A 19,458-nucleotide genomic window follows, 5' to 3' on the forward strand; every position below is an offset into this window, starting at 1 on the left:
GACCGGGGCTTTTTTTTTACCTCAATATATTCAGGGCAAAAAAAACCCGCTATCAGAAGGTTAACGCTGATAGCGGGAGAAACTGAACGTACCCGGTTTAAGCACGCTCAAAATTGGTGAAGCTTTAATTACATTTTGAACAGTGACATGCTGGACATGTCGGTAAAGACTTTATAAGAGGCCTGCAATGCCGTCTGCTGCATGGTGTAAGACGAGATAGCACTGGTGTAGTCAACATCGACCAGATTGCTCATCTGCGTAGCCTGATTCACCTTGGTGTCATCGCCTTTCGAGTCCAGGTTGTCCAGCTCGGTCAACTGCGTACCCAGCACTGAACGCACAGCAAGCACGTTGTTCAGCGAGTTCTTCAAGCCACGGTTGGTCTTATCCAGTGCCGCAGAAGCGGCATCTGACGTCGCCTGGTCCGCGCTTTCCAGCGGGGTGTTCAGCGCTTTAATCGCGGTATTCAGCGTGGTAAAAATATTGCTCTCACTGGCGCTGCCGTCCGGCTCAGCCGTTGGGTTGCTGGTCAGTGACGTAAAGACCTGGCTACCGGTATGGTTGGTGACCATGGTGCGGTTAGAGTCGACTTTCTGGCTGATTGGCGTATCGCCGCCGACATAGGTCACATCCCCGTTAGCATCCTGAGTGAACGGGGCTTTATCGGTCTGATAGCCGGCAAACATGTAACGGCCGTTGCCGTCAGTGGTGTTCGCCAGGTTCAGCAACTGGTCACGGATCCCGGTCAACTGCTGCGCATAAGACGCGCGGTCATCATCAGACAGGGTGCCGTTTGCGGCTGCAACCACGATGGTTTGCGCCTGCTGAACAACGCTGGTCACCTGCTGCAGGTTGGTTTCTTCCTGCGAGATGTTGTTGGTAGCAAAACCCCTGGCCGTAGAATACTGGCTGGTTTGTGCCTGAGCCTGTGACAGCACCACCGCTTGCGCGGCAGCGACAGGATCATCAGACGGATTCACAACCCGCTTACCTGAAGAGAGTTGCTCGCCCACTTTCAACCAGCTGGCCTGAGAACTTGAGATCCCACGCATCTGTTGATCATAGATTTGGGCAGTACTGAGTCGCATCATGAACTCCTTATTCGGTCATCAGCTAACGGCGCTGATCAGCGCGTCAAAAATGGTGCTGGCGGTTTGAATGACCTGGGCATTGGCAGTGTAATACTGCTGATAACGCGTCAGGTTGCCGTATTCTTCATCCAGGTTTACGCCGGAGATTGACTGCTGCTGATTGGTCAGCTGCGTCACGACGTTGGTCTGGGTGGTGCTGGTGGTTTCCAGGTTACTGGTTTTGTTACCGATATCCGCGACCATACTGGCGTAGCTTTGCGTCAGCGTTTTTGATCCGGTAATGACGTTTTTGGTTTGCAGATCCAGCAACGACTGGGCGTTGGTGTTATCACTGACACCATCATCGGCACCGGCTGCGGCAACTTTAGACTCATCGGTAATATTGACGCCCATGTTTACCACGACGTCAGCAACCGGTTTCACCAGGAAGCTGTCATTTTTGGCCGGCGAACCACTGACCGTCAGCTGCAAGCCATCGAAGCTCAGGGTGGAGTTGCCGTTAGTGTCGGTGCCCATGGTCGGCGTGATGCTGGCGTTATCTGAATTGCGGGTCACGCTCCAGTTGGTGCCGTCGTAGCTGACCTTGTAGTTTGAGGCCTGAACCTTGCTGGTATCGGTCCATTGCGCACTCACTGAGGCGGTGGTGGTGTTCTTGGTGTTGGAGATAACCGCCGGGCTGCCCAGATTAAAGAAGGCTTCACCGGCATCACCGTTGCTGTCATAACCGGCTTCATGCTGGGTGTTGAAGCTGGAGCCCAGCGCCATCGCCAGCTGACCTAACTGATTACGGGTATTATCCAGGTCGCTGCGGAAAGCCAGTAAGCCGCCGAGTGAACCGGTGGTTACCAGCTTTTCAGGAATCTCACTGGTTGCGCCAGTGGTTGGATTCACCGACGCAATGGTCAACCGGCTTGGATCGCTGCTGGATGGGACGGCTGCCAGCGTGTTGTAGCTGTCGCCGGTGACCAGCGAGATGCCGTTGCCGATGCTGATGTTATAGCTGCCGCCGTCCTGCTGGCTGACGGTAACGCCCACCAGGTTATTCAGGTTGCTGACCAGCTGATCGCGCTGATCCAGCAAATCGTTCGGTGGGTTGCCGTCGCCAGAGCCTTTCAGCTTGGCGATCTGCTGGTTGACGTTGGCGATCTGTTTGGCGTAGCCATTGACCTGATCGACCGTGGACGTCACGGAGGTATTCAGGCTGCTGTCGAGATTGCGCAGATAGGTATCGGACACCTGCAGCTGGTTTACCAGGCCGCTGGCCTTGCCCAATACCGCCTGACGCGCAGACGCATCATCAGCATTGCTGACCAGCGTCTGAATCGAGGAGAAGAAATCCTGGATGTTAGTCGACAGCGTATTGGTGGTGCTGGAGAACATATCGTCAATGTTCGACAGCTGATTATATTGCGTGGTCAGTGCGCTGGACTGCGTGCTGGCCGCGCGCAGCTGATTGGTGATGAACGCATCGTATTCACGGTTGACGCTGGCAACGGAAACACCGTTACCGTAGTAGTTTGTCCCGCTTAGCGTGCTGCTGGCCTGAGCAAGGACGGTCGTCTGACGTGAATAGCCCGCAACGCTGTAATTACTGATGTTGTTACTGGTGGTATTCAACGCTGCCGAAGCCGCGTTTATCCCGCTTAATGCGGTATTAATTAAGTTAGACATGTCGGTTCCTTGTTTACCCTGACACAGCACGGGCCGGCATTAAAAGTCGCCGGGGTGCTTTAACACAAATCCGGCCTGAAAAGGTTATCGGTAAAACCGGGACAAACTTGAGTAAAAATCAGAACAAATCACCAATATCCTGGCTGTAAGCCTTGACGACTTTTTCGCCCATATTTTTAAACTGCTGGATCATGCCGACCAGCTTTTGGGCATACTTCGGATCGGTGGCGTAACCCGCTTCCTGCAAGGCTTTAGCGCCCTGCTCCGGCGTGGCGGCAGTGGTTACGGCGCTGTATCGCGGGTTATTCGCGATCAGCTTGACGTAGTCATTTAACGCATCGAAATAGGAGTCATACACGCGGAATTTGGCCTTCACCTTTTTCGCTTCGCCATTCTCATATTCGGTGGTAGTAATTTCGGTGGTTTTTCCCTGCCAGTTCGCCGAGGCTTTAATACCAAACACGTTATAGCTTGGCTTGCCTTCAGCGGTGCGGATCTGACGCTGTCCCCAACCGGATTCCAGCGCCGCCTGGGCGAGGATCAGGTGATGAGGGATGCCACTTTCCGCACTGGCCATCTTAGCGGGCTGGGAAAGCTGGGAAATAAAGTCGCTGCTGTCACCGCTCATGGTGGCATCAGACGCCGGCAGGCGCGGAACGGCCTTGCGCACCAGCTGCTCCATCGCCAGCGGCGGCAGCGTGTTGATAAAGCCTTTATCCAGCAACATCGGCACGGTACCGGCTTTCTCATCCAGCGGCGCCGCCTGCTCCATCTGCTTGACCATCATGTCGGCGAGGCCCAGCCCTTTAGATGCAATCTGTTGCCCAATCTGCTGATCGTACATCGAGGTATAAAGACGCGTTTGCTCGGTGCTCAGCAGGCCATCCTGCGGCAGCGCCTGACGCATACTTTTCAGCATCATTTGTACGAACATCCCTTCGACCTGCTTGGCGACTTCCTTTGCATGTGCTTTAGGATCGCCGCTGGCCTGGCGCTTCAGGTTGTTCAGTGAGCGGCTGTCATACGCCGCTCCCATCAGAGATTGGGAATCGCTCATCAGATAATTTCCAGTTTTGCGTGCAGGCAACCGGCACTCTGCATGGATTGCAGGATAGACATCAGATCGATTGGCGTGGCACCCAGCGCATTCAGGGCACGCACTACGCTGTTGAGGTTGGCGCTGGCATTGACGCTTTGCAGCGCTCCGCCACTCTGGCGCAGATCGATCTGCGTCTGCGGCGTCACCACGGTCTGACCACCACCAAACGGCGTATTCGGCTGACTGACGTTCTGCGACTGGTTGACGGTGACCGACAGGTTACCCTGCGCAATGGCACAGCTGCTCAGCTGCACTTCGCGGTTCATCACCACCGAGCCGGTACGCGAGTTGATGATCACTTTAGCGTCCATGATCGGTACGGAAACATCGATGTTCTGAATATCGGCCAGCAGGCGCACCTGCGAGGTGCCGTTAGCGGAAACCTGCACCTGTACGGTACGACCGTCCAGCGCCTGCGCCGAGCCATAACCACTGCGGGCGTTAATGGCATCGGTGATCCGCTGCGCCATGCTGAAGTCTTCTTCATTCAGGAACAGGTTGATCACGCTGGAAGTGCCGAAGTTGTTCGGCAGCTCGCGTTCAATGGTCGCTCCACCGGTGATACGACCGCCGTTTACCTGGTTGACGGTGACGCTGCTGCCGCCCGCGGACGCACCTGCCCCGCCCACCAGAATATTACCCTGCGCCAGCGCATAAACCTGGTTGTCGACGCCCTTCAACGGGGTCATCAACAGGGTGCCGCCGCGCAGGCTTTTGGCGTTACCCATTGAGGAAACCACCACGTCGATGTTTTGTCCCTGGCGACCGAAAGCCGGCAGCTTGCCGGTGACCATCACCGCCGCCACGTTTTTCAACTGCATGTTGGTGCCAGCCGGCACGGTAATGCCTAACTGGGACAACATGTTGTTCAGACTCTGGGTGGTGAACGGGGTCTGGGTGGTCTGGTCACCCGAACCATCCAGCCCGACAACCAGGCCATAACCGATCAGCTGGTTTTCACGGACGCCGCCGACGGTGGTCAGATCGCGGATGCGATCGGCGTTGGCGAAAGCACTGAAGCCAGCCAGCAGCAGCAGGGTGAAACGAAAAATCATCTTACGCATGGTGGAACCTCTTAATACGGTGACAGGTTCAGGAAGAACCTTTGTAGCCAACCCATCGTCTGCGCTTCATTGATGTAGCCGTTACCGACGTATTCAATGCGGGCATCCGCAACCTGAGTCGACACCACGGCGTTGCTGCCGCTGATGGTGCGAGGGTTAACCACGCCCGAGAAGCGGATAAATTCCGTTCCCTGGTTAATTTCAATCTGCTTTTCACCGACCACTTTCAGGTTGCCGTTCGGCAGCACCTGATTGACGGTAACGGTGATGGTGCCGGTAAAGGTGTTGTTGGCCGTGGCGCCACCTTTGCCTGCAAAGTCATTTTTGCCGGAGGCATCGATATTGGTTTTATCACCGCCCAACAGGCCGGTCAGCGAACTTGGCACGGTCAGACCGAGCGTGGTGCTGCCGTCGCGTCCTGCACTTGCCGTGGAGCTTTTGCTCGCACTGACGTTCTCTTGCAGGGTAATGGTCAGCGTGTCGCCAATGTTACGTGGGCGACGGTCTTCAAACAGCGGTTGATAACCGTAGTTCATCGGCATCAACCCCTGGAAAATAGAGCCGTTAACAACCGGCGGCGAAGCAGGCAGCGGCTGGGCCGTTGTCGAACCTTCGACCAGTGGCGTACGGGGTACAAGAGCACAACCGTTAAGTGTCAGCAGCAACGAGGCTACCAACAAACGTCCAGGCATTGGGATTTGCTTCGCCATGGAATCACTACCTTTAATAATGAGAGTTCTTTTATTCAGGGTCGGGCGAACCCGACCACATTGGCATTACAACTGCGTCAGTTTGGCCAGCATCTGATCGGACGTGCTGATTGCTTTACTGTTGATCTCGTAAGCGCGCTGAGTCTGGATCATGCTGACCAGCTCTTCGGCGACGTTAACGTTGGAGGTTTCCACATAGCCCTGATACAGCAGACCGGCGCCGTTGTTGCCTGGCGTACTGTCGGTCGGTGCACCGGAAGCCTGCGTTTCCTGATAAAGGTTCTCACCCTTACTTTCCAGGCCCGCATCGTTAATAAAGGTACTGAGGGTTAACTGTCCAACCTGCACCGGCTGCGTCTGCCCCTGCTGCGTTACGCTGACCACGCCGTCACGGCCGATAGTCATGCTTAAGGCATTCGCCGGGACGGTGATCGCCGGCTGAACCGGGAAGCCGCCGTTGGTCACCAGCTGGCCGTTCTGGTCAGTCTGGAAAGAGCCGTCACGGGTATAGGCCAGGGTGCCGTCTGGCATCTGCACCTGGAAATAACCCTGACCGCTGATCGCCACGTCTTTCGACGAGTCGGTTTTGTTCAGGTTACCCTGAGTATGCAAACGCTCGGTGGCGACCGGACGAACACCGGTACCCAGCTGCATACCTGACGGTAAGGTAGTCTGCTCAGACGACTGGGCGCCTGGCTGACGAATTGTCTGGTACATCAGGTCTTCGAACACGGCGCGCTGGCGTTTAAAGCCGTTGGTGCTTACGTTTGCCAGGTTGTTCGAGATGACGTCCATGTTGGTTTGCTGAGCGTCAAGACCGGTTTTGGCAATCCATAGGGAACGGATCATAGTGATTTCCTCTGCGCTTAGCTCATTGACAGCAGCTGGTTAGCGCGTTGTTCATTCTCATCGACGCTTGAGATCACTTTCATTTGCATCTCGAAGCGGCGTGCGTTGGCGATCATATCGACCATGGTTTCAACCGGTTTGACGTTGCTGCCTTCCAGCACACCGGGCATCACCTGAATGGTGGGATCGGTTTGCAGGACGGCACCACGCTGTGCCTGAGCGGTCGCGGTGAGACGGAATAAACCGTCATCGCCGCGCGTCACTTCTGAACCGACAGCCTTCACCAGTTTCAGACGGCCCAACTGGACGGTGGCATTCGGCGGATCGCCCGGGTTCAGCGCGGTAATAGAGCCGTCAGCAGCAATGGTCACTTCCGAACCCTGCGGCACGGCAATCGGTCCACCGTCGCCCATCACCAGGTTGCCCTGAATGGTCAGCTGACCGGCCGGGTTCAGTTCCATATTACCGTTGCGGGTATAGGCTTCCGTCCCATCCGGCGCGCGCACTGACAGCCAGCCGTCTTCACGGACAGCCACGTCCAGTGGACGCTCGGTGTAGTCGAGAGATCCCTGGGAGGTGTCTGCCCCAGGGGTAGAAGCCGTCACCAGCGTACGGGTTGGCAGCGACAGACCTTCCACCGGCACGGCGCGCAGCGCGTTCAGCTGCGCACGAAAGCCCGGTGTGGAGGCGTTGGCGAGATTGCTCGCCGTCACTGCCTGCTGCTCGAGGGTCTGACTGGCAGCCCCCATTGCGGTATATATCGCGTGATCCATAAGACGATCCTGTTAGCCGGATTAACGCAAGTTGACCAGGGTGTTGAGGATCTGGTCCTGAGTTTTGATGGTCTGGGCGTTAGACTGATAGTTACGCTGTGCCACGATCATGTTCACCAGCTCTTTACTCAGATCGACGTTGGAAGACTCCAGCGCGCCTGCGGTCAGGGTGCCGAGGTTACCGGTACCGGCAAGCCCCACCAGCGCCTGGCCAGAAGAGTTAGTGGCAGACCAGACGTTGTTACCTTCAGACTTCAGGCCTTCCGGGTTAGCGAAGTTAGCCAGAGCGATCTGACCCAGCGTCTGCGTCTGCTCATTCGAGTAGGTGCCGACGACGGTGCCGTCGTTGTTGATCTGGTAGCTGGTCAGGTCACCTGGCTTGTAGCCATCCTGCGTTGGGTTACCGAAGGTGCTGGTGCCGGTGTTCTGCTGCTGGCTGCCGGCCAGGTTCAGGTTGAAGGTGCCTGCTGCCGAGCCATTCAGCGTCGCGGTGGCGAGCTGTACGGTGGCGGTCGGGCTGGTCATCTGGCCGCTCGAGTTGAAGGTCACATTGTAGCTACCATCGGCGTTGGCACCGGTGCCTGCTGCGCTCTGGCCCGTGGTGCCATCAACCGGATACATTTTCCAGCTGTTATCACCGGTTTTCACGTAATACAGGTTGATGTTGTGTTCGTTACCCAGCGAGTCATAGGTGGTCATCGTCGCTTTGCTGTTATAGGTATCAACGTCAATACTGGACAGGTCGGTATTGGTGGTTGCCCAGTCTTTGGTTGGCGTGCTGTCAGTGGAGTTCAGGTTAGCAACCAGCGCCGCAGCGGAAGTGGCTTTTGCTGACATCGCGGTGGTTGGCACGTTCAGCGCCACCGGGTTAGCACCGGTCTGCACGGTTGGCGGCGTACCGGTTGCCGGGTAGCCAGTCAACTGCAGGCCGTCGGCGTTAACGATATTGCGGTTAGCGTCCAGGGTGAACTGGCCGTTACGGCTGTAGTACACCGCGCCGCTGGTATCGGTCATACGGAAGAAGCCAGACTGGCTGATCGCCACGTCGAGGCCACGGCTGGTAGAGGTAGTGGTACCGTCGTTAAAGTCCTGTGTTACCGCAGCCACTTTTACGCCCAGGCCCACTTTAGAATCAGCAAACATGTCGGCAAAAGAAACGGTAGCGGATTTAAAGCCGACCGTTGCGGAGTTGGCGATGTTGTTGCCGATTACATCAAGGTTACTGGACGCGGCGTTTAAGCCACTGACTGCCTGTGAAAATGCCATGTGTTCACTCCTGAAAGAGGGTTAAGTTGTTAAATAATCTGACGAACATTCGCGACGGTAGTGGTACCCATCGTGCCGAGGTCTAAAACGGCACCGCTTGTGTCGTTAGTCACCCCATTAACCAGCGCATAGTTCAGCGGCTGCGTAACCAGTTGCCCGGATGCGTTGCTGGCGCTCAGTGAAACGCTGTATTTACCGTCTGCCGCGGTGGTGCCATCGGCGGTGCTGCCATCCCATGAGAAGGTATGCACGCCGGCGCTCAGGCCGCCCAGATTGATGGTTTGCACCACCTTGCCGGATGAATCAGTAATGGTTGCGGTGGTCGCAGTAGACGCCTGCTCCAGGCTCACGCCAAACGGCGTGGTCTGCCCGCTGCCGACCAGCACCTGAGTACCATCGACCATCACACCGTGACCAATCAGCGTGGTCGCCTGCAAAGACTGTCCGCTGTTGATCTGGCCGGAAATCGATCCCAGCGTGGTGTTCAGTTTTTCAATGCCGCTCAGGGTATTGATCTGCGCCAGCTGGGTGGTCAGCTGACTGTTATCCATCGGATTGGTGGGATCCTGGTTCTGTAACTGGGTGACCAACAGCGTCAGGAAGTTACTTTGCAGGTCCGCTGCCGACGTGTCGGTAGTCGACGCGGCGGTAGTGATGGAGGAATTATCAAGTTTCTCATTGACGCCAACTGCAATGCCCATCAGCCTGCTCCTTATTGACCCATCGTCAGGGTTTTCATCATCATTTGTTTGACGGTATTCAACACTTCCACGTTGGCCTGATAGCTGCGTGACGCGGACATGGTGTTGACCGTTTCCCCGACTACATCGACGTTAGGCATTTTCACGTAGCCCTTGGCATCCGCCATTGGGTTGCCCGGTTCGTACACCAGCTTGGCTGGCGTCGGATCGTCAACAACCTGAGCAACGCGTACCCCCCCGGTCGGTGAACCTGGAACCGCATCCGTCTGGAAAACGACCTGCTTGGCGACATAAGGCTGACCATCCGGCCCGGTCACACTGTCGGCGTTGGCCAGGTTACTGGCGCTGACGTTCAGACGTTGTGACTGGGCGTTCATGGCGGACCCGGCGATATCAAAAATATTCAGTAAAGCCATAAATTATTGCCCCTGTAGCACGGCCATCATGCTTTTGATCTGACCGCTGATCACGGTCAGGTCGGTTTGGTATTTCAGGCTGTTGTCCGCGAACTGAGTACGCTCGCGATCCATATCAACCGTGTTGCCATCCATCGCAGGCTGGTCCGGAACCCGGTACATCAGATCGATAGAGGCGGGCTGCAGCGTTTCCGCGGGAATATGGCGTGCTGACGTCACCGCCAGCGACAGTCCCGATCCTTCCGCACGCCCCTGCTCCATCACCTTATTCATCTGACTGGCGAAATCGATATCGCGAGCCTGATAGCCTGGCGTATCAGCATTGGCGATGTTGGATGCCAGGATCTCCTGCCGCTGGGCACGCAGGTTTAAAGCTTCGGTGTTAAACCGTAGTGCCGCGTCCAGTTTGTCGAGCATGCTTCCTCCGCAAAATGAAAATTCAGAGCTGACAGAATAAACAAGGCACGCAATAGTCATCGTCTGAATAGCGCTAAATTATGTTGCTATTTTGCGCCTTGACCTGAACGGGCCAGGAGTAGAATCAGTGCCAGTTTGATTTATGGGAGAAGCGAGAATGCGGGGAATGACAGCCTTGTGGGTGAGTTTGCTGGGACTGGTGACCCTGTCGGCCAGTGCGGGCGACTTAACGGCTCAGCTCAATCAATTTTTTAAATCCCGCTATGGGGAAACCGGCCAGAATGCCGATACTCTCTCCGTGGTGGTTAAAACGCCGCAGTCGCAGTGGCCGGACTGTGCCGAGCCGCAATTCTCCCTGCCGGGCAACAGCCGGATGTGGGGCAATATGAGCGTGGCCGCCAACTGCGATCAGAACCGTCGTTATATTCAGGTTCAGGTGCAGGTGACCGGCGACTATCTGGTCGCGGCCCGCCAGGTGATCCGCGGTGGCACCCTGACCGCCGACGATGTGAAAATTCAGCGCGGCAGATTAGATACCCTGCCCGCCAGAACGGTGATGTCGGCAGAGGAAGTGACCGACGCCGTGGCGCTGCGGGATATCATTCCTGGCCAGCCGCTGACGCTGATGATGGTCCGGCAGCCATGGCGGGTTAAAGCCGGTCAGAACGTGACGGTGACGGCCAACGGCGGCGGTTTTAGTATCAGCAGTGAGGGGCGCGCAATGAACAACGCCACCACCGCGCAGCTGGTTCGGGTGAGGATGAGTTCAGGTCAGATAGTCAGTGGAAAAGTCGGGGCGGATGGGATTATTCTTATAACGCTATAAAGCACTAAAGAAGGGTTCAGTTCTGCCGATAGTGTTAATAACAGACATAGTACACTTAGCTATCAGGTCGATACACCGCCTGATTATACAGGAGTCAAATAATGAGCATTGACAGAACTCAACCTCTGAAACCGGCAGCAACCGTGCAACCTCGCGATACCAGCGAAACAGCGGCACCGAAAGCGCGTCCGGCAGAAAGCAGCAAAACCACTGAAGCCGGCACTCAGGTTGTTCTGAGCGGCGCACAGTCTCAGCTGACCAAGGCCAGTTCACAAGACATCAACACCGCCCGTGTTGAAGAGTTAAAAACAGCTATTCGCAATGGCGAATTGAAGATGGATACCGGCAAAATTGCCGATGCCCTGATTCAGCAGGCAAAAGATTCTTTAGAAGGTAACTAAGTAAATGCAGAAGCTGCTGACCGCGCTTGATAAAATGCTGGAAGTGTTGAAAAGTCTGGCCGACGTAATGACAGCCGAGCAACAACAGCTCTCGGGCGGTCAGATCAACAGCAGCTTATTGCAACGCATTACCGAAGACAAAAACTCCCTGCTGGCGACGCTTAATTTTATTGAGCAAATGCGCCGTGATGCGGAAAAAGAGGCCGGGCTGCATGCCCCTTACAGCCTCAATCCTGATATGGGCCGCCGTTGGGCAGACATTCAGGAGCAGACCGTGAAGCTGCGCGATACCAATCTGCATAATGGATTGCTGCTGAATCACCAGATTGTCTTTACCGAGCAGGCGCTGGAAGTGTTAAAGCCGCACCAGACTCAGAAGTTTTACGGCCCGGATGGCCAGGCGACCACCAGCAGTTTTATCAGCCGTAAAGTGTAGGCTGGGTTTTCAAAAGTCAGGAAAACCCAGCCAGTCAACGGCCTGCATCAGCGATCTGACATTTGCACTTTATGGCCGGGTATTTTTATAGAGCACTATTGCCAGGCCTACCTTAAGGCCAGGAATACCCGGCTTGATTGCGTTTGACGAATGTTTATTCCTCGTACCCATGTAGCCGCCAGAAAGCAGTTCCCCCCTTCCCGCGCCTAAACGCCAGCCCGTAACACTTTCACCACAATCCAATCAGTTAGGCCAGATGAAACGAACTGCGCCAGCAAAGGAATTTGCTCTTTGTAATGTGGGCGTATAAAATTTTATACATAAACACGGTGTAAAGGGACGCTCAAGGATGGGTGAAAAAGCAATTGACTGGCGAGGTTCATCGTACAACGACCTCTTAGCGTTTCCCGATGATGCCAAAAGGATCGCCGGTTTTGAACTGGGAAGAGTACAACATGGTGAAGACCCTCGTGATTTCAAAAGAATAAACGACTGGGGTGCCGGTGTTATTGAAATACGGCTTGAGGATAATGTAAATCAGTATCGCGTTGTTTATGTTGCAAAATTTGCAGAGGCAGTCTACGTGCTACACAGTTTTTAAAAAAAAACGCAGAAGACGAGTCCATCTGACGTAGCAATAATTAAAGCACGCTATAGGGCCGTAGTTGCTGAGCGGAGAGAATTATGACTGATAAAATTGATACCACGTCACGCCACATCACTAAAGCTGGCGGTAATATTTTTGCGGAACTGGGTTTTGAACCTTCTGAAGCAGAAATGCTACTGGCCAAATCCAAAGACGATATTGCTCAAACCAAGGCCATGAAAAGGCAATTAATGAGCGTGATCTCAGATTGGATGGAAGATAAGGGGCATAAACAGAGTGAAGCAGCAAAATTGCTCCATATATCACGGCCTCGTGTATCAGATGTGGTTAATCAGAAGACAGAAAAATTTACGTTGGACTCTTTAGTGACGATGGTTGCCAATACAGGCAAACACGTCAAGATGACTATCGAGTAAAAAATAAACCCCGCCTGAGCGGGGTTTTGCGTTTTATCAGACCTGAGTTTGACGGGCAAAGTCCTTAACGCGGAAGCCGAGTATTGCCAGCACCGCAAAGAACACCGCGCCGCCAACGGCACAGACGCCGGCCAGACGTAACAGCCGCGACAGCATATTACCCGTCGCCCAGTCAGGCATCACATGCAACATGCCCAGCAGTGCCGCCGCCATTACCGCCACACCGATAAACAAACGCAGCAGGAAACCGCTCCAGCCAGGCTGAGGATGGAAGATCTTCTGCTTACGCAACTGCCAGTAAAGCAACGCCGCATTCAGGCAGGCACCCAAACCAATCGACAGCGACAGACCGGCATGTTTCAGCGGGCCAATAAACGCCAGGTTCATCAGCTGCGTCATAATTAAGGTGGCGATGGCAATCCTGACCGGCGTTTTGATGTTCTGACGCGAATAGAAGCCCGGTGCCAACACCTTCACCACAATAATGCCCATCAAACCGACCGAATACGCCACCAGCGCGCGCTGGGTCATGGAGGCATCGAACGCGCTGAATTTGCCGTACTGGAATAAGGCGACGGTTAACGGTTTCGCCAGGATGCCCAGCGCCACCGCACAGGGTAATGCCAGCACAAAACAGAGCCGCAATCCCCAGTCCATCAGGCGCGAATACTCATCGTGATTGCCGCTGGAGAAACTTTTTGCCAGCGAAGGCAGCAGAATGGTGCCCAGCGCCACGCCCAGCACGCCGGACGGGAACTCCATCAGACGGTCTGCGTAGTACATCCAGGAGACGGAACCCGACACCAGGAAAGAGGCAAAAATGGTGTTGATAATCAGCGAGATCTGGCTGACTGACACCCCGAGGATCGCCGGGCCCATCTGGCGCATCACTCGCCAGACGCCAGCATCTTTCAGGTTCAGACGCGGCAGCACCAGCATCCCAATCTTCTTCAGGTGCGGCAACTGATAGCCTAACTGCAGCACGCCGCCCGCAACGACCGCCCACGCCAACGCCATCACCGGCGGATGGAAATGCGGTGCGGCAAACAGGGCAAAACCGATCATGCTGACGTTGAGCAAGGTGGGTGCGAACGCCGGAACGGAGAAGCGGTTCCAGGTATTCAGAATGGCCCCGGCCAGCGAGGCAAGAGAAATCAGGAAGATATAGGGGAAAGTCACGCGCAGCAGCGCGGAAGTTAAGGCAAATTTATCCGCCGTATCGGCAAAGCCTGGCGCGGTCACCAGAATCACCCAGGGAGCCGCCAGCATCCCGGCGATGGTGATAATCGCCAGCGCCAGCGTCAGTAACCCGGAAACGTAGGCCACGAAAACTTTGGTCGCTTCTTCGCCCTGCTTGCTTTTGTATTCGGCGAGGATCGGCACGAAGGCCTGGGAGAACGCGCCTTCAGCAAAAATACGCCGCAGCAGGTTAGGCAGTTTGAACGCCACAAAGAAGGCGTCCGTCGCCATTCCCGCCCCAAAAACTCTTGCCACAATGGCATCGCGGGCAAATCCCAGCACGCGCGAAAACAGGGTCATGGAGCTGACCGCTGCCAACGATTTCAACAGGTTCATGTTCTTCCGGTTTTTTGGCTTGAAATATCTCGGGCACAGTTTACTGATGTTGCGGCAAATCACCACACTGCTTTGTTACAGCGGATTATTCCCGGTCAATCTCTCGCCAGAGCTTTTCCACCACCCGCTGCGCCATCAGCGCCTGCTCTCCGGAGGTTTGCGGCATTGTCTGATTTTGTGCGCAGGCGATAAAGTGCTGCGCCGCGCCGGCAAAGCCTCGCTGCTCAAGGGTGGTTTGCCAGCCGGGTATCGGATCGATCACCAGCTTACCGGCCGTTTCCTGATGGAAATCGCGCATCTCATCGACCAGCAACAGGCTGCCATCGGTCACGGCACGCACCGATTCACGCTGGCTGCCGGCACGGCGATGCATGCTGGTGGTGATGTGAATGTCATCCTGGGAAAAATGGTGTTCGGCATACAGCATTTCGCCGGCATCGGTGGTCTGCAGGCTGCCGCTCTGCAGTTTCCCTCTGCCGCCGCTCAGCCACAATGCGGTGTCGACCACATGCAGGTAGTCGTCCAGCAGCGTGAAAAACAGATCGTGTGGCCCCACGCTGTCACTGCGGTGCTTATCCATGCGCAGCGACGCCAGGCTGCCAAGATGATCCTTCAGCTGCAGATAACGCGGCGCAAAGCGACGGTTAAAGGCCACCATCAGCTTGCGTCCCCGTCGGTGAGCCAGTTCGACCAACTGTTCCGCCTCGCTGAGTTTCGCTGCCAGCGGTTTATCGACGCAGACATCCACATCCGCCATCAGCAGTTCTTTAACAATGTCGAAGTGGCTGGCGGTTGAGGTATGCACAAAGACCGCATCGCTGGCCGCCGCCACCTCAGCCACGCTGCCCATCAGAGGAATGCGATAACTGTCGCAAATCACCCGCGCTTTTTGCTGATTGGGTGAGAACGCGCCGGCAATCTCCCAGCCGGCGGTTTGCGTGACCACCGGCAACCACGCCTTTTGCGCGATGCCACCGAGACCAATAATGCCCACTTTCAATGCCGTCATCTCAGTCTTCCCCGGTTAGTCGTGCCAGAACCTGCTTAATCTCAGCCATTTCTCTTTCCAGCTCGGCGACACGTTCACGCAGGTCGTCATTTTCCTGTGGGACGTCGTTTGACGCTAAGGCGGCCTCATCGACTTCGCCACTGAACAGATGCATATAGCGGCTTTCACGCTTGCCGGGCTCACGCGCTAATCTGACCACAAACGGGCCGTCTTCACGCGAAGCCAGCGCCTGCAGCGCCTGTTCCACTTCGGCCATATCGGCAAACTCATGCAGGCGCGTGCTGCGGGTGCGCAATTCGCCAGGCGTTTGCGCGCCGCGCAGCAATAAGGTGGCGATCAGCGCCAGTTCACCCGCCGTAAATTTCAGCTGACCAAACTCGGAATTACAAAAACGGTGTTCGTATTTCACTACCCGCTGACCAGAACCGCTTTGCGGGGTGGCCAGATGCTTTTTCACCAGCATATCCAGCGTGTCCTGCACGCTAACTTCACTCAGCGACAGCACCGGCTCACGGTTGGATTTTTGATTACAGGCCGTCACTACGCCATTCAGTGACATCGGATATTGATCGGGCGTGGTGACCTGCTTTTCCAGCAGGCAGCCAATAATGCGGGCCTCTACGGCCGAAAGGTGAATTTTCATTAAGTTATCCGCGACGTTCAGGTGTCCATTCTTTGGCGGTCAGCGCAGTCAGCACGTGATCCTGCCAGCGTCCATCAATCAGTAAATACGCTTTGGCATAGCCTTCTTTTTCAAAACCCAGCCGGGCCAGCAAATCGCCGCTGCGTTGGTTATGCGGCATATAGTTGGCCATAATGCGGTGCATGCGCTGCTGGCGCTGCATATAGCGGATCGCAGACTGCAGGGCTTCAAACATCATCCCCTGCCCTTGCCATTTCTCGCCCAGCGAATAGCCCAGATAACAGGCATGAAATGAGCCGCGCACCACGTTGCTGAAATTTGCCACGCCACGCACTTCATTCTCTTCAGGATCCATCACCACAAAATAGAACGCATTGCCCTGTTTATGCATTTCGGCAATCAGGCCCAGACGCGCCTGCCAGCCAGACGGATAACAGTGGCTTTCATCACGGATCGGTTCCCAGGGTTTCAAGAAAGCCCGGTTTTCAGCATAGTAATCCGCCAGACGCCAGGCATCGCGTTCATGAACAAGACGAACCACCAGCCTGTCTGTAGTCAGGCGGACTTTCGGGGCAGCGGAACGATAGCCAAACATCTTCTCTCCTGATCCGGCCGATAAAGGATTTAAGCGGGTCAACCCGCACAGCAGAACTGCTTAGCCTGGGCCAGATGGCCGACATTTTCTGCGCTTACAAACCACTATAACCGCCAGGGCAGTGACCGGTAAAATAATGCGCATAAAATTTCCTAAAATCTCTTTTGCACAAGTAATGTCCGGTCGCAGTTTGCCCTGTGCTGGGATCTCTTCCATACTTCCCTAATGCATTCAAATGATTGATGGCGGCCCGCCCGCCGTCACCGCTGTAAGGAGGCGTTCTTGAAACTTTATATCTACGATCACTGCCCGTTCTGTGTAAAAGCCCGCATGATTTTCGGCCTGAAAAATCTGCCAGTCGAACTGGTGGTGATGCTGAGCGACGATGAAGCCTTGCCGAAGAAGCTGATTGGGCAAAAGATGGCGCCTGTCCTGATGAAAGAAGATGGCAGCTGCATGCCGGAAAGCCTGGATATCGTGCATTACATTGATAATAAGGATCGCGAGCCGCTGGTGACCGGTAAAACCAATCCGGCGATTTCTGACTGGCTGCGTCACATCAACAGCTATCTGAATAAGCTGTTGCTGCCACGCATTGCTGAGGCACCGTTTGCTGAATTCGCTACGCCGGAAGCCCGCCGCTATTTCAAAGAGAAGAAAGAAGCGAATCTGGGCAGTTTCGCCGAGCTCAAGCTGCATGCCGAAGGCTACATCAAGAACGTGAACGACGACTTACGTAAGCTGGATAAGCTGATTGTGAAAGCCAATGCGGTCAACGGTGAGCTGTCGATGGATGATATTCATCTGTTCCCGGTGCTGCGTTCGCTGTCGCTGATCGCAGGCGTGGAGTACCCAAGCCGCGTGGCGGACTACCGTGACAATATGGCCAAACAGACGCAGGTCACGCTGTTGTCCTCGATCGCGTCCTGATTTTCCAAGGGCCACATTCGTGGCCCTGCTGCATTTCCTCACACTTTTTTTCCTTTCCGTTTACCCTTTGTCCTGGTGACTCCATTGCCATTGTCGGGCACTCTATTGCCTCACGTCAGAAGGGTTGCTGACGATTTGTAGACAGAGGATAACCATGAACAAAGCATTTTTCGGGCTATGCGCCCTGCTGCTGGTGGGTTTACTGACCGGCTGTAATCAACTGACGCAGTACAGCATCAGTGAACAGGAAGTGAACCAGGCGCTGGCAAAACACAATAACTACGAGAAGCAGATTGGCGTGGCCGGTCTGGTCGATGCCCACATTGTGCTGACCGATCTCAGCAGCCAGATTGGCCGCGCAGAGCCGAATAAGGTGACTCTTTCAGGCAACGCGAAGGTCAACATCAGTTCGCTGTTCGGCCCACAGCAGGCGAACATGACCTTGACGATGAAAGCGCAGCCATTCTTTGATAAAGAGCAAGGCGCCATCTTCCTGAAGGATATGGAACTGGTCGACGTTCAGGTCCAGCCTGAAAAGATGCAGGGCATTCTGAAAACCCTGACGCCTTACCTGAACCAGTCGCTGAAGGATTACTTTAATCAGAAACCGGCTTATGTGCTGAGCACCGATCGCAGCAAGGCTGAGTCGCTGGCCAAACGCTTTGCCAAAGGGCTGGAAGTGAAGCCAGGCGAGCTAATTATCCCTTTCGTTAGCCAGTAATCCTGCCGTTTCAGCACGCGCTGTGCCCTTTGTCGGCTCAGCGCAGGCTGAAACGCTAATTTCCTCCCGCTGCACACAAAGCAGGTGCATTCCCCTGCCTTTATCCCTATGCTTAGTACCCGGCTAAATCGCCAACCCGATTTCACTTCTGCCGGAGCAGCAAAATGACCGCACAACCTCAGCAACTTATCATTCGCCGTCCTGACGACTGGCATATTCATCTGCGTGACGATGAGATGCTGAAAACCGTGCTGCCCTTTACCAGTGAGGTCAATGGCCGGGCGATTGTGATGCCAAATCTGGTGCCACCGGTCACCAGCGTTGCTGCCGCCATTTCTTACCGCAATCGTATTCTGGATGCACTCCCTGACGGGCATCACTTCACCCCACTGATGACCTGCTATCTGACTGATTCACTGGATGCGGATGAAGTGGAAAAAGGCTTCACCGAAGGCGTGTTTACCGCCGCCAAGCTGTATCCGGCACATGCGACCACGAACTCCAGCCACGGCGTGACCAATATCGCCAGCATCGCCACCGTGCTGGAGCGTATGCAAAAGATCGGTATGCCGTTGTTGATCCACGGTGAAGTGACCGCCGCAGAGATCGATATCTTCGATCGTGAAGCGCGCTTTATTGAAACGGTGATGGAGCCGCTGCGTAAGCAGTACCCGGAGCTGAAAGTGGTGTTTGAGCATATCACCACCAAAGAAGCGGCTGCCTATGTTGAAGAAGGCAATCGTTTCCTCGCCGCGACCATTACCCCACAGCATCTGATGTTTAACCGTAACCATATGCTGGTTGGCGGCATTCGCCCACATCTGTATTGCCTGCCGATCCTCAAAAGGAATGTGCATCAGGAAGCGTTACGTAAGGTGGTGGCAACCGGAAACGATCGCTTCTTCCTGGGAACCGACACCGCGCCACACCTGCGGCATCTGAAAGAAGCCAGCTGTGGCTGTGCCGGTGTGTTCAACGCCCCGTCTTCTCTGCCGGCTTATGCCACGGTGTTTGAAGAGATGAATGCGCTGCAACATTTCGAAGCCTTCTGCTCTGAAAACGGCCCACGTTTCTATGGCCTGCCGCTGAACGAAGGCACCATTACGCTGGTTCGCAAGCCGTGGAAAGTCGCTGACAGTATTGCCCTCGGCGAGCACACGCTGGTGCCTTTCCTTGCCGGTGAAACCCTGAACTGGACCGTCGAGCTGTAATCCAATCGAACGCCCTGCATTAAATGATTGC

Annotated in this window: 23 protein-coding genes; 8 read left to right on the forward strand and 15 right to left on the reverse strand. The window is 55.2% G+C overall.

What is annotated here, in order from left to right:
- Positions 1–128: 128 nt before the first annotated feature.
- The 11 genes from flgL to flgB all read right to left on the reverse strand — a co-directional run bounded on the left by flgL (position 129) and on the right by flgB (position 10,057).
- Positions 129–1,088 (reverse strand): flagellar hook-associated protein FlgL, encoded by a 960-nt coding sequence (gene flgL, locus ACXKZG_RS14060; protein WP_013201670.1) that lies wholly within the window; start codon positions 1,086–1,088, stop codon positions 129–131.
- Between the two features lie 21 nt (positions 1,089–1,109).
- A complete protein-coding gene (gene flgK / locus ACXKZG_RS14065) occupies positions 1,110–2,762 on the reverse strand; it encodes a flagellar hook-associated protein FlgK (RefSeq protein WP_053145608.1) in 1,653 nt (550 codons plus the stop codon).
- A 118-nt stretch (positions 2,763–2,880) separates the two neighbouring features.
- Positions 2,881–3,819: a flagellar assembly peptidoglycan hydrolase FlgJ gene (flgJ, locus tag ACXKZG_RS14070; protein ID WP_013201668.1), complete on the reverse strand. Its 939-nt coding sequence runs from the start codon at positions 3,817–3,819 to the stop codon at positions 2,881–2,883.
- Positions 3,819–4,925: a flagellar basal body P-ring protein FlgI gene (locus tag ACXKZG_RS14075; protein ID WP_134823882.1), complete on the reverse strand. Its 1,107-nt coding sequence runs from the start codon at positions 4,923–4,925 to the stop codon at positions 3,819–3,821. The genes flgJ and ACXKZG_RS14075 overlap by 1 nt, the downstream gene beginning before the upstream one ends.
- An 11-nt stretch (positions 4,926–4,936) precedes the next feature.
- Positions 4,937–5,635 carry a flagellar basal body L-ring protein FlgH gene (locus ACXKZG_RS14080; RefSeq protein WP_013201666.1) on the reverse strand — a complete coding sequence of 233 codons (699 nt, stop codon included), beginning with the start codon at positions 5,633–5,635 and terminating at the stop codon, positions 4,937–4,939.
- A 66-nt stretch (positions 5,636–5,701) separates the two neighbouring features.
- Positions 5,702–6,484 (reverse strand): flagellar basal-body rod protein FlgG, encoded by a 783-nt coding sequence (gene flgG, locus ACXKZG_RS14085; protein WP_013201665.1) that lies wholly within the window; start codon positions 6,482–6,484, stop codon positions 5,702–5,704.
- 17 nt (positions 6,485–6,501) lie between these two features.
- Positions 6,502–7,257, reverse strand: a complete 756-nt coding sequence (locus tag ACXKZG_RS14090) for a flagellar basal body rod protein FlgF (protein ID WP_013201664.1) — start codon at positions 7,255–7,257, stop codon at positions 6,502–6,504.
- Positions 7,258–7,278: 21 nt separating this feature from the next.
- The gene (gene flgE, locus ACXKZG_RS14095) at positions 7,279–8,523 is read right to left on the reverse strand and encodes a flagellar hook protein FlgE (protein ID WP_134823881.1); all 1,245 of its coding nucleotides are present in this window, start codon (positions 8,521–8,523) and stop codon (positions 7,279–7,281) included.
- Positions 8,524–8,552: 29 nt separating this feature from the next.
- On the reverse strand, positions 8,553–9,224 hold the full coding sequence (gene flgD / locus ACXKZG_RS14100; RefSeq protein WP_013201662.1) for a flagellar hook assembly protein FlgD: 672 nt from the start codon (positions 9,222–9,224) through the stop codon (positions 8,553–8,555).
- 11 nt (positions 9,225–9,235) lie between these two features.
- Entirely contained in the window at positions 9,236–9,640 is a 405-nt protein-coding gene (gene flgC / locus ACXKZG_RS14105) for a flagellar basal body rod protein FlgC (RefSeq protein ID WP_013201661.1), read from the reverse strand.
- 3 nt (positions 9,641–9,643) lie between these two features.
- A complete protein-coding gene (flgB, locus tag ACXKZG_RS14110) occupies positions 9,644–10,057 on the reverse strand; it encodes a flagellar basal body rod protein FlgB (protein ID WP_013201660.1) in 414 nt (137 codons plus the stop codon).
- Between the two features lie 157 nt (positions 10,058–10,214).
- Here flgB and flgA point away from each other — a divergent pair, with 157 nt between their 5' ends.
- From flgA to ACXKZG_RS14135, 5 genes are all read left to right on the forward strand, one after another.
- Positions 10,215–10,883, forward strand: a complete 669-nt coding sequence (flgA, locus tag ACXKZG_RS14115) for a flagellar basal body P-ring formation chaperone FlgA (protein WP_134823879.1) — start codon at positions 10,215–10,217, stop codon at positions 10,881–10,883.
- A gap of 101 nt (positions 10,884–10,984) precedes the next feature.
- A complete protein-coding gene (gene flgM / locus ACXKZG_RS14120) occupies positions 10,985–11,284 on the forward strand; it encodes a flagellar biosynthesis anti-sigma factor FlgM (protein ID WP_013201658.1) in 300 nt (99 codons plus the stop codon).
- 4 nt (positions 11,285–11,288) lie between these two features.
- Positions 11,289–11,720 carry a flagellar export chaperone FlgN gene (gene flgN, locus ACXKZG_RS14125; RefSeq protein ID WP_013201657.1) on the forward strand — a complete coding sequence of 144 codons (432 nt, stop codon included), beginning with the start codon at positions 11,289–11,291 and terminating at the stop codon, positions 11,718–11,720.
- A gap of 349 nt (positions 11,721–12,069) precedes the next feature.
- Entirely contained in the window at positions 12,070–12,321 is a 252-nt protein-coding gene (locus ACXKZG_RS14130; protein WP_346566110.1) for a type II toxin-antitoxin system RelE/ParE family toxin, read from the forward strand.
- A gap of 83 nt (positions 12,322–12,404) precedes the next feature.
- Positions 12,405–12,743, forward strand: coding sequence for a helix-turn-helix domain-containing protein (locus ACXKZG_RS14135; RefSeq protein ID WP_013201656.1), 339 nt, complete (start codon positions 12,405–12,407; stop codon positions 12,741–12,743).
- Between the two features lie 36 nt (positions 12,744–12,779).
- On the opposite strand, the gene murJ is transcribed toward ACXKZG_RS14135, so the two are convergent.
- The 4 genes from murJ to rimJ form a co-directional block, all read right to left on the reverse strand.
- Complete coding sequence (gene murJ / locus ACXKZG_RS14140) at positions 12,780–14,318, reverse strand: murein biosynthesis integral membrane protein MurJ (RefSeq protein WP_105759262.1); 1,539 nt, start codon at positions 14,316–14,318, stop codon at positions 12,780–12,782.
- 85 nt (positions 14,319–14,403) lie between these two features.
- A complete protein-coding gene (locus ACXKZG_RS14145) occupies positions 14,404–15,327 on the reverse strand; it encodes a Gfo/Idh/MocA family protein (RefSeq protein ID WP_346594884.1) in 924 nt (307 codons plus the stop codon).
- Between the two features lies 1 nt (position 15,328).
- Positions 15,329–15,970: a DUF480 domain-containing protein gene (locus ACXKZG_RS14150; RefSeq protein ID WP_013201653.1), complete on the reverse strand. Its 642-nt coding sequence runs from the start codon at positions 15,968–15,970 to the stop codon at positions 15,329–15,331.
- A 4-nt stretch (positions 15,971–15,974) separates the two neighbouring features.
- Positions 15,975–16,565, reverse strand: coding sequence for a ribosomal protein S5-alanine N-acetyltransferase (gene rimJ / locus ACXKZG_RS14155; RefSeq protein ID WP_013201652.1), 591 nt, complete (start codon positions 16,563–16,565; stop codon positions 15,975–15,977).
- A gap of 282 nt (positions 16,566–16,847) precedes the next feature.
- On the opposite strand from rimJ, the gene grxB reads away from it, so the two are divergent.
- From grxB to pyrC, 3 genes are all read left to right on the forward strand, one after another.
- Entirely contained in the window at positions 16,848–17,495 is a 648-nt protein-coding gene (gene grxB, locus ACXKZG_RS14160; protein ID WP_346566109.1) for a glutaredoxin 2, read from the forward strand.
- 154 nt (positions 17,496–17,649) lie between these two features.
- Positions 17,650–18,216: a lipoprotein gene (locus ACXKZG_RS14165; protein WP_013201650.1), complete on the forward strand. Its 567-nt coding sequence runs from the start codon at positions 17,650–17,652 to the stop codon at positions 18,214–18,216.
- A gap of 164 nt (positions 18,217–18,380) precedes the next feature.
- Positions 18,381–19,427 (forward strand): dihydroorotase, encoded by a 1,047-nt coding sequence (gene pyrC, locus ACXKZG_RS14170; RefSeq protein WP_488875046.1) that lies wholly within the window; start codon positions 18,381–18,383, stop codon positions 19,425–19,427.
- The last annotated feature ends 31 nt before the right edge of the window (positions 19,428–19,458 follow it).

It is taken from the genome of Erwinia sp. 2186 (genome assembly GCF_057812255.1).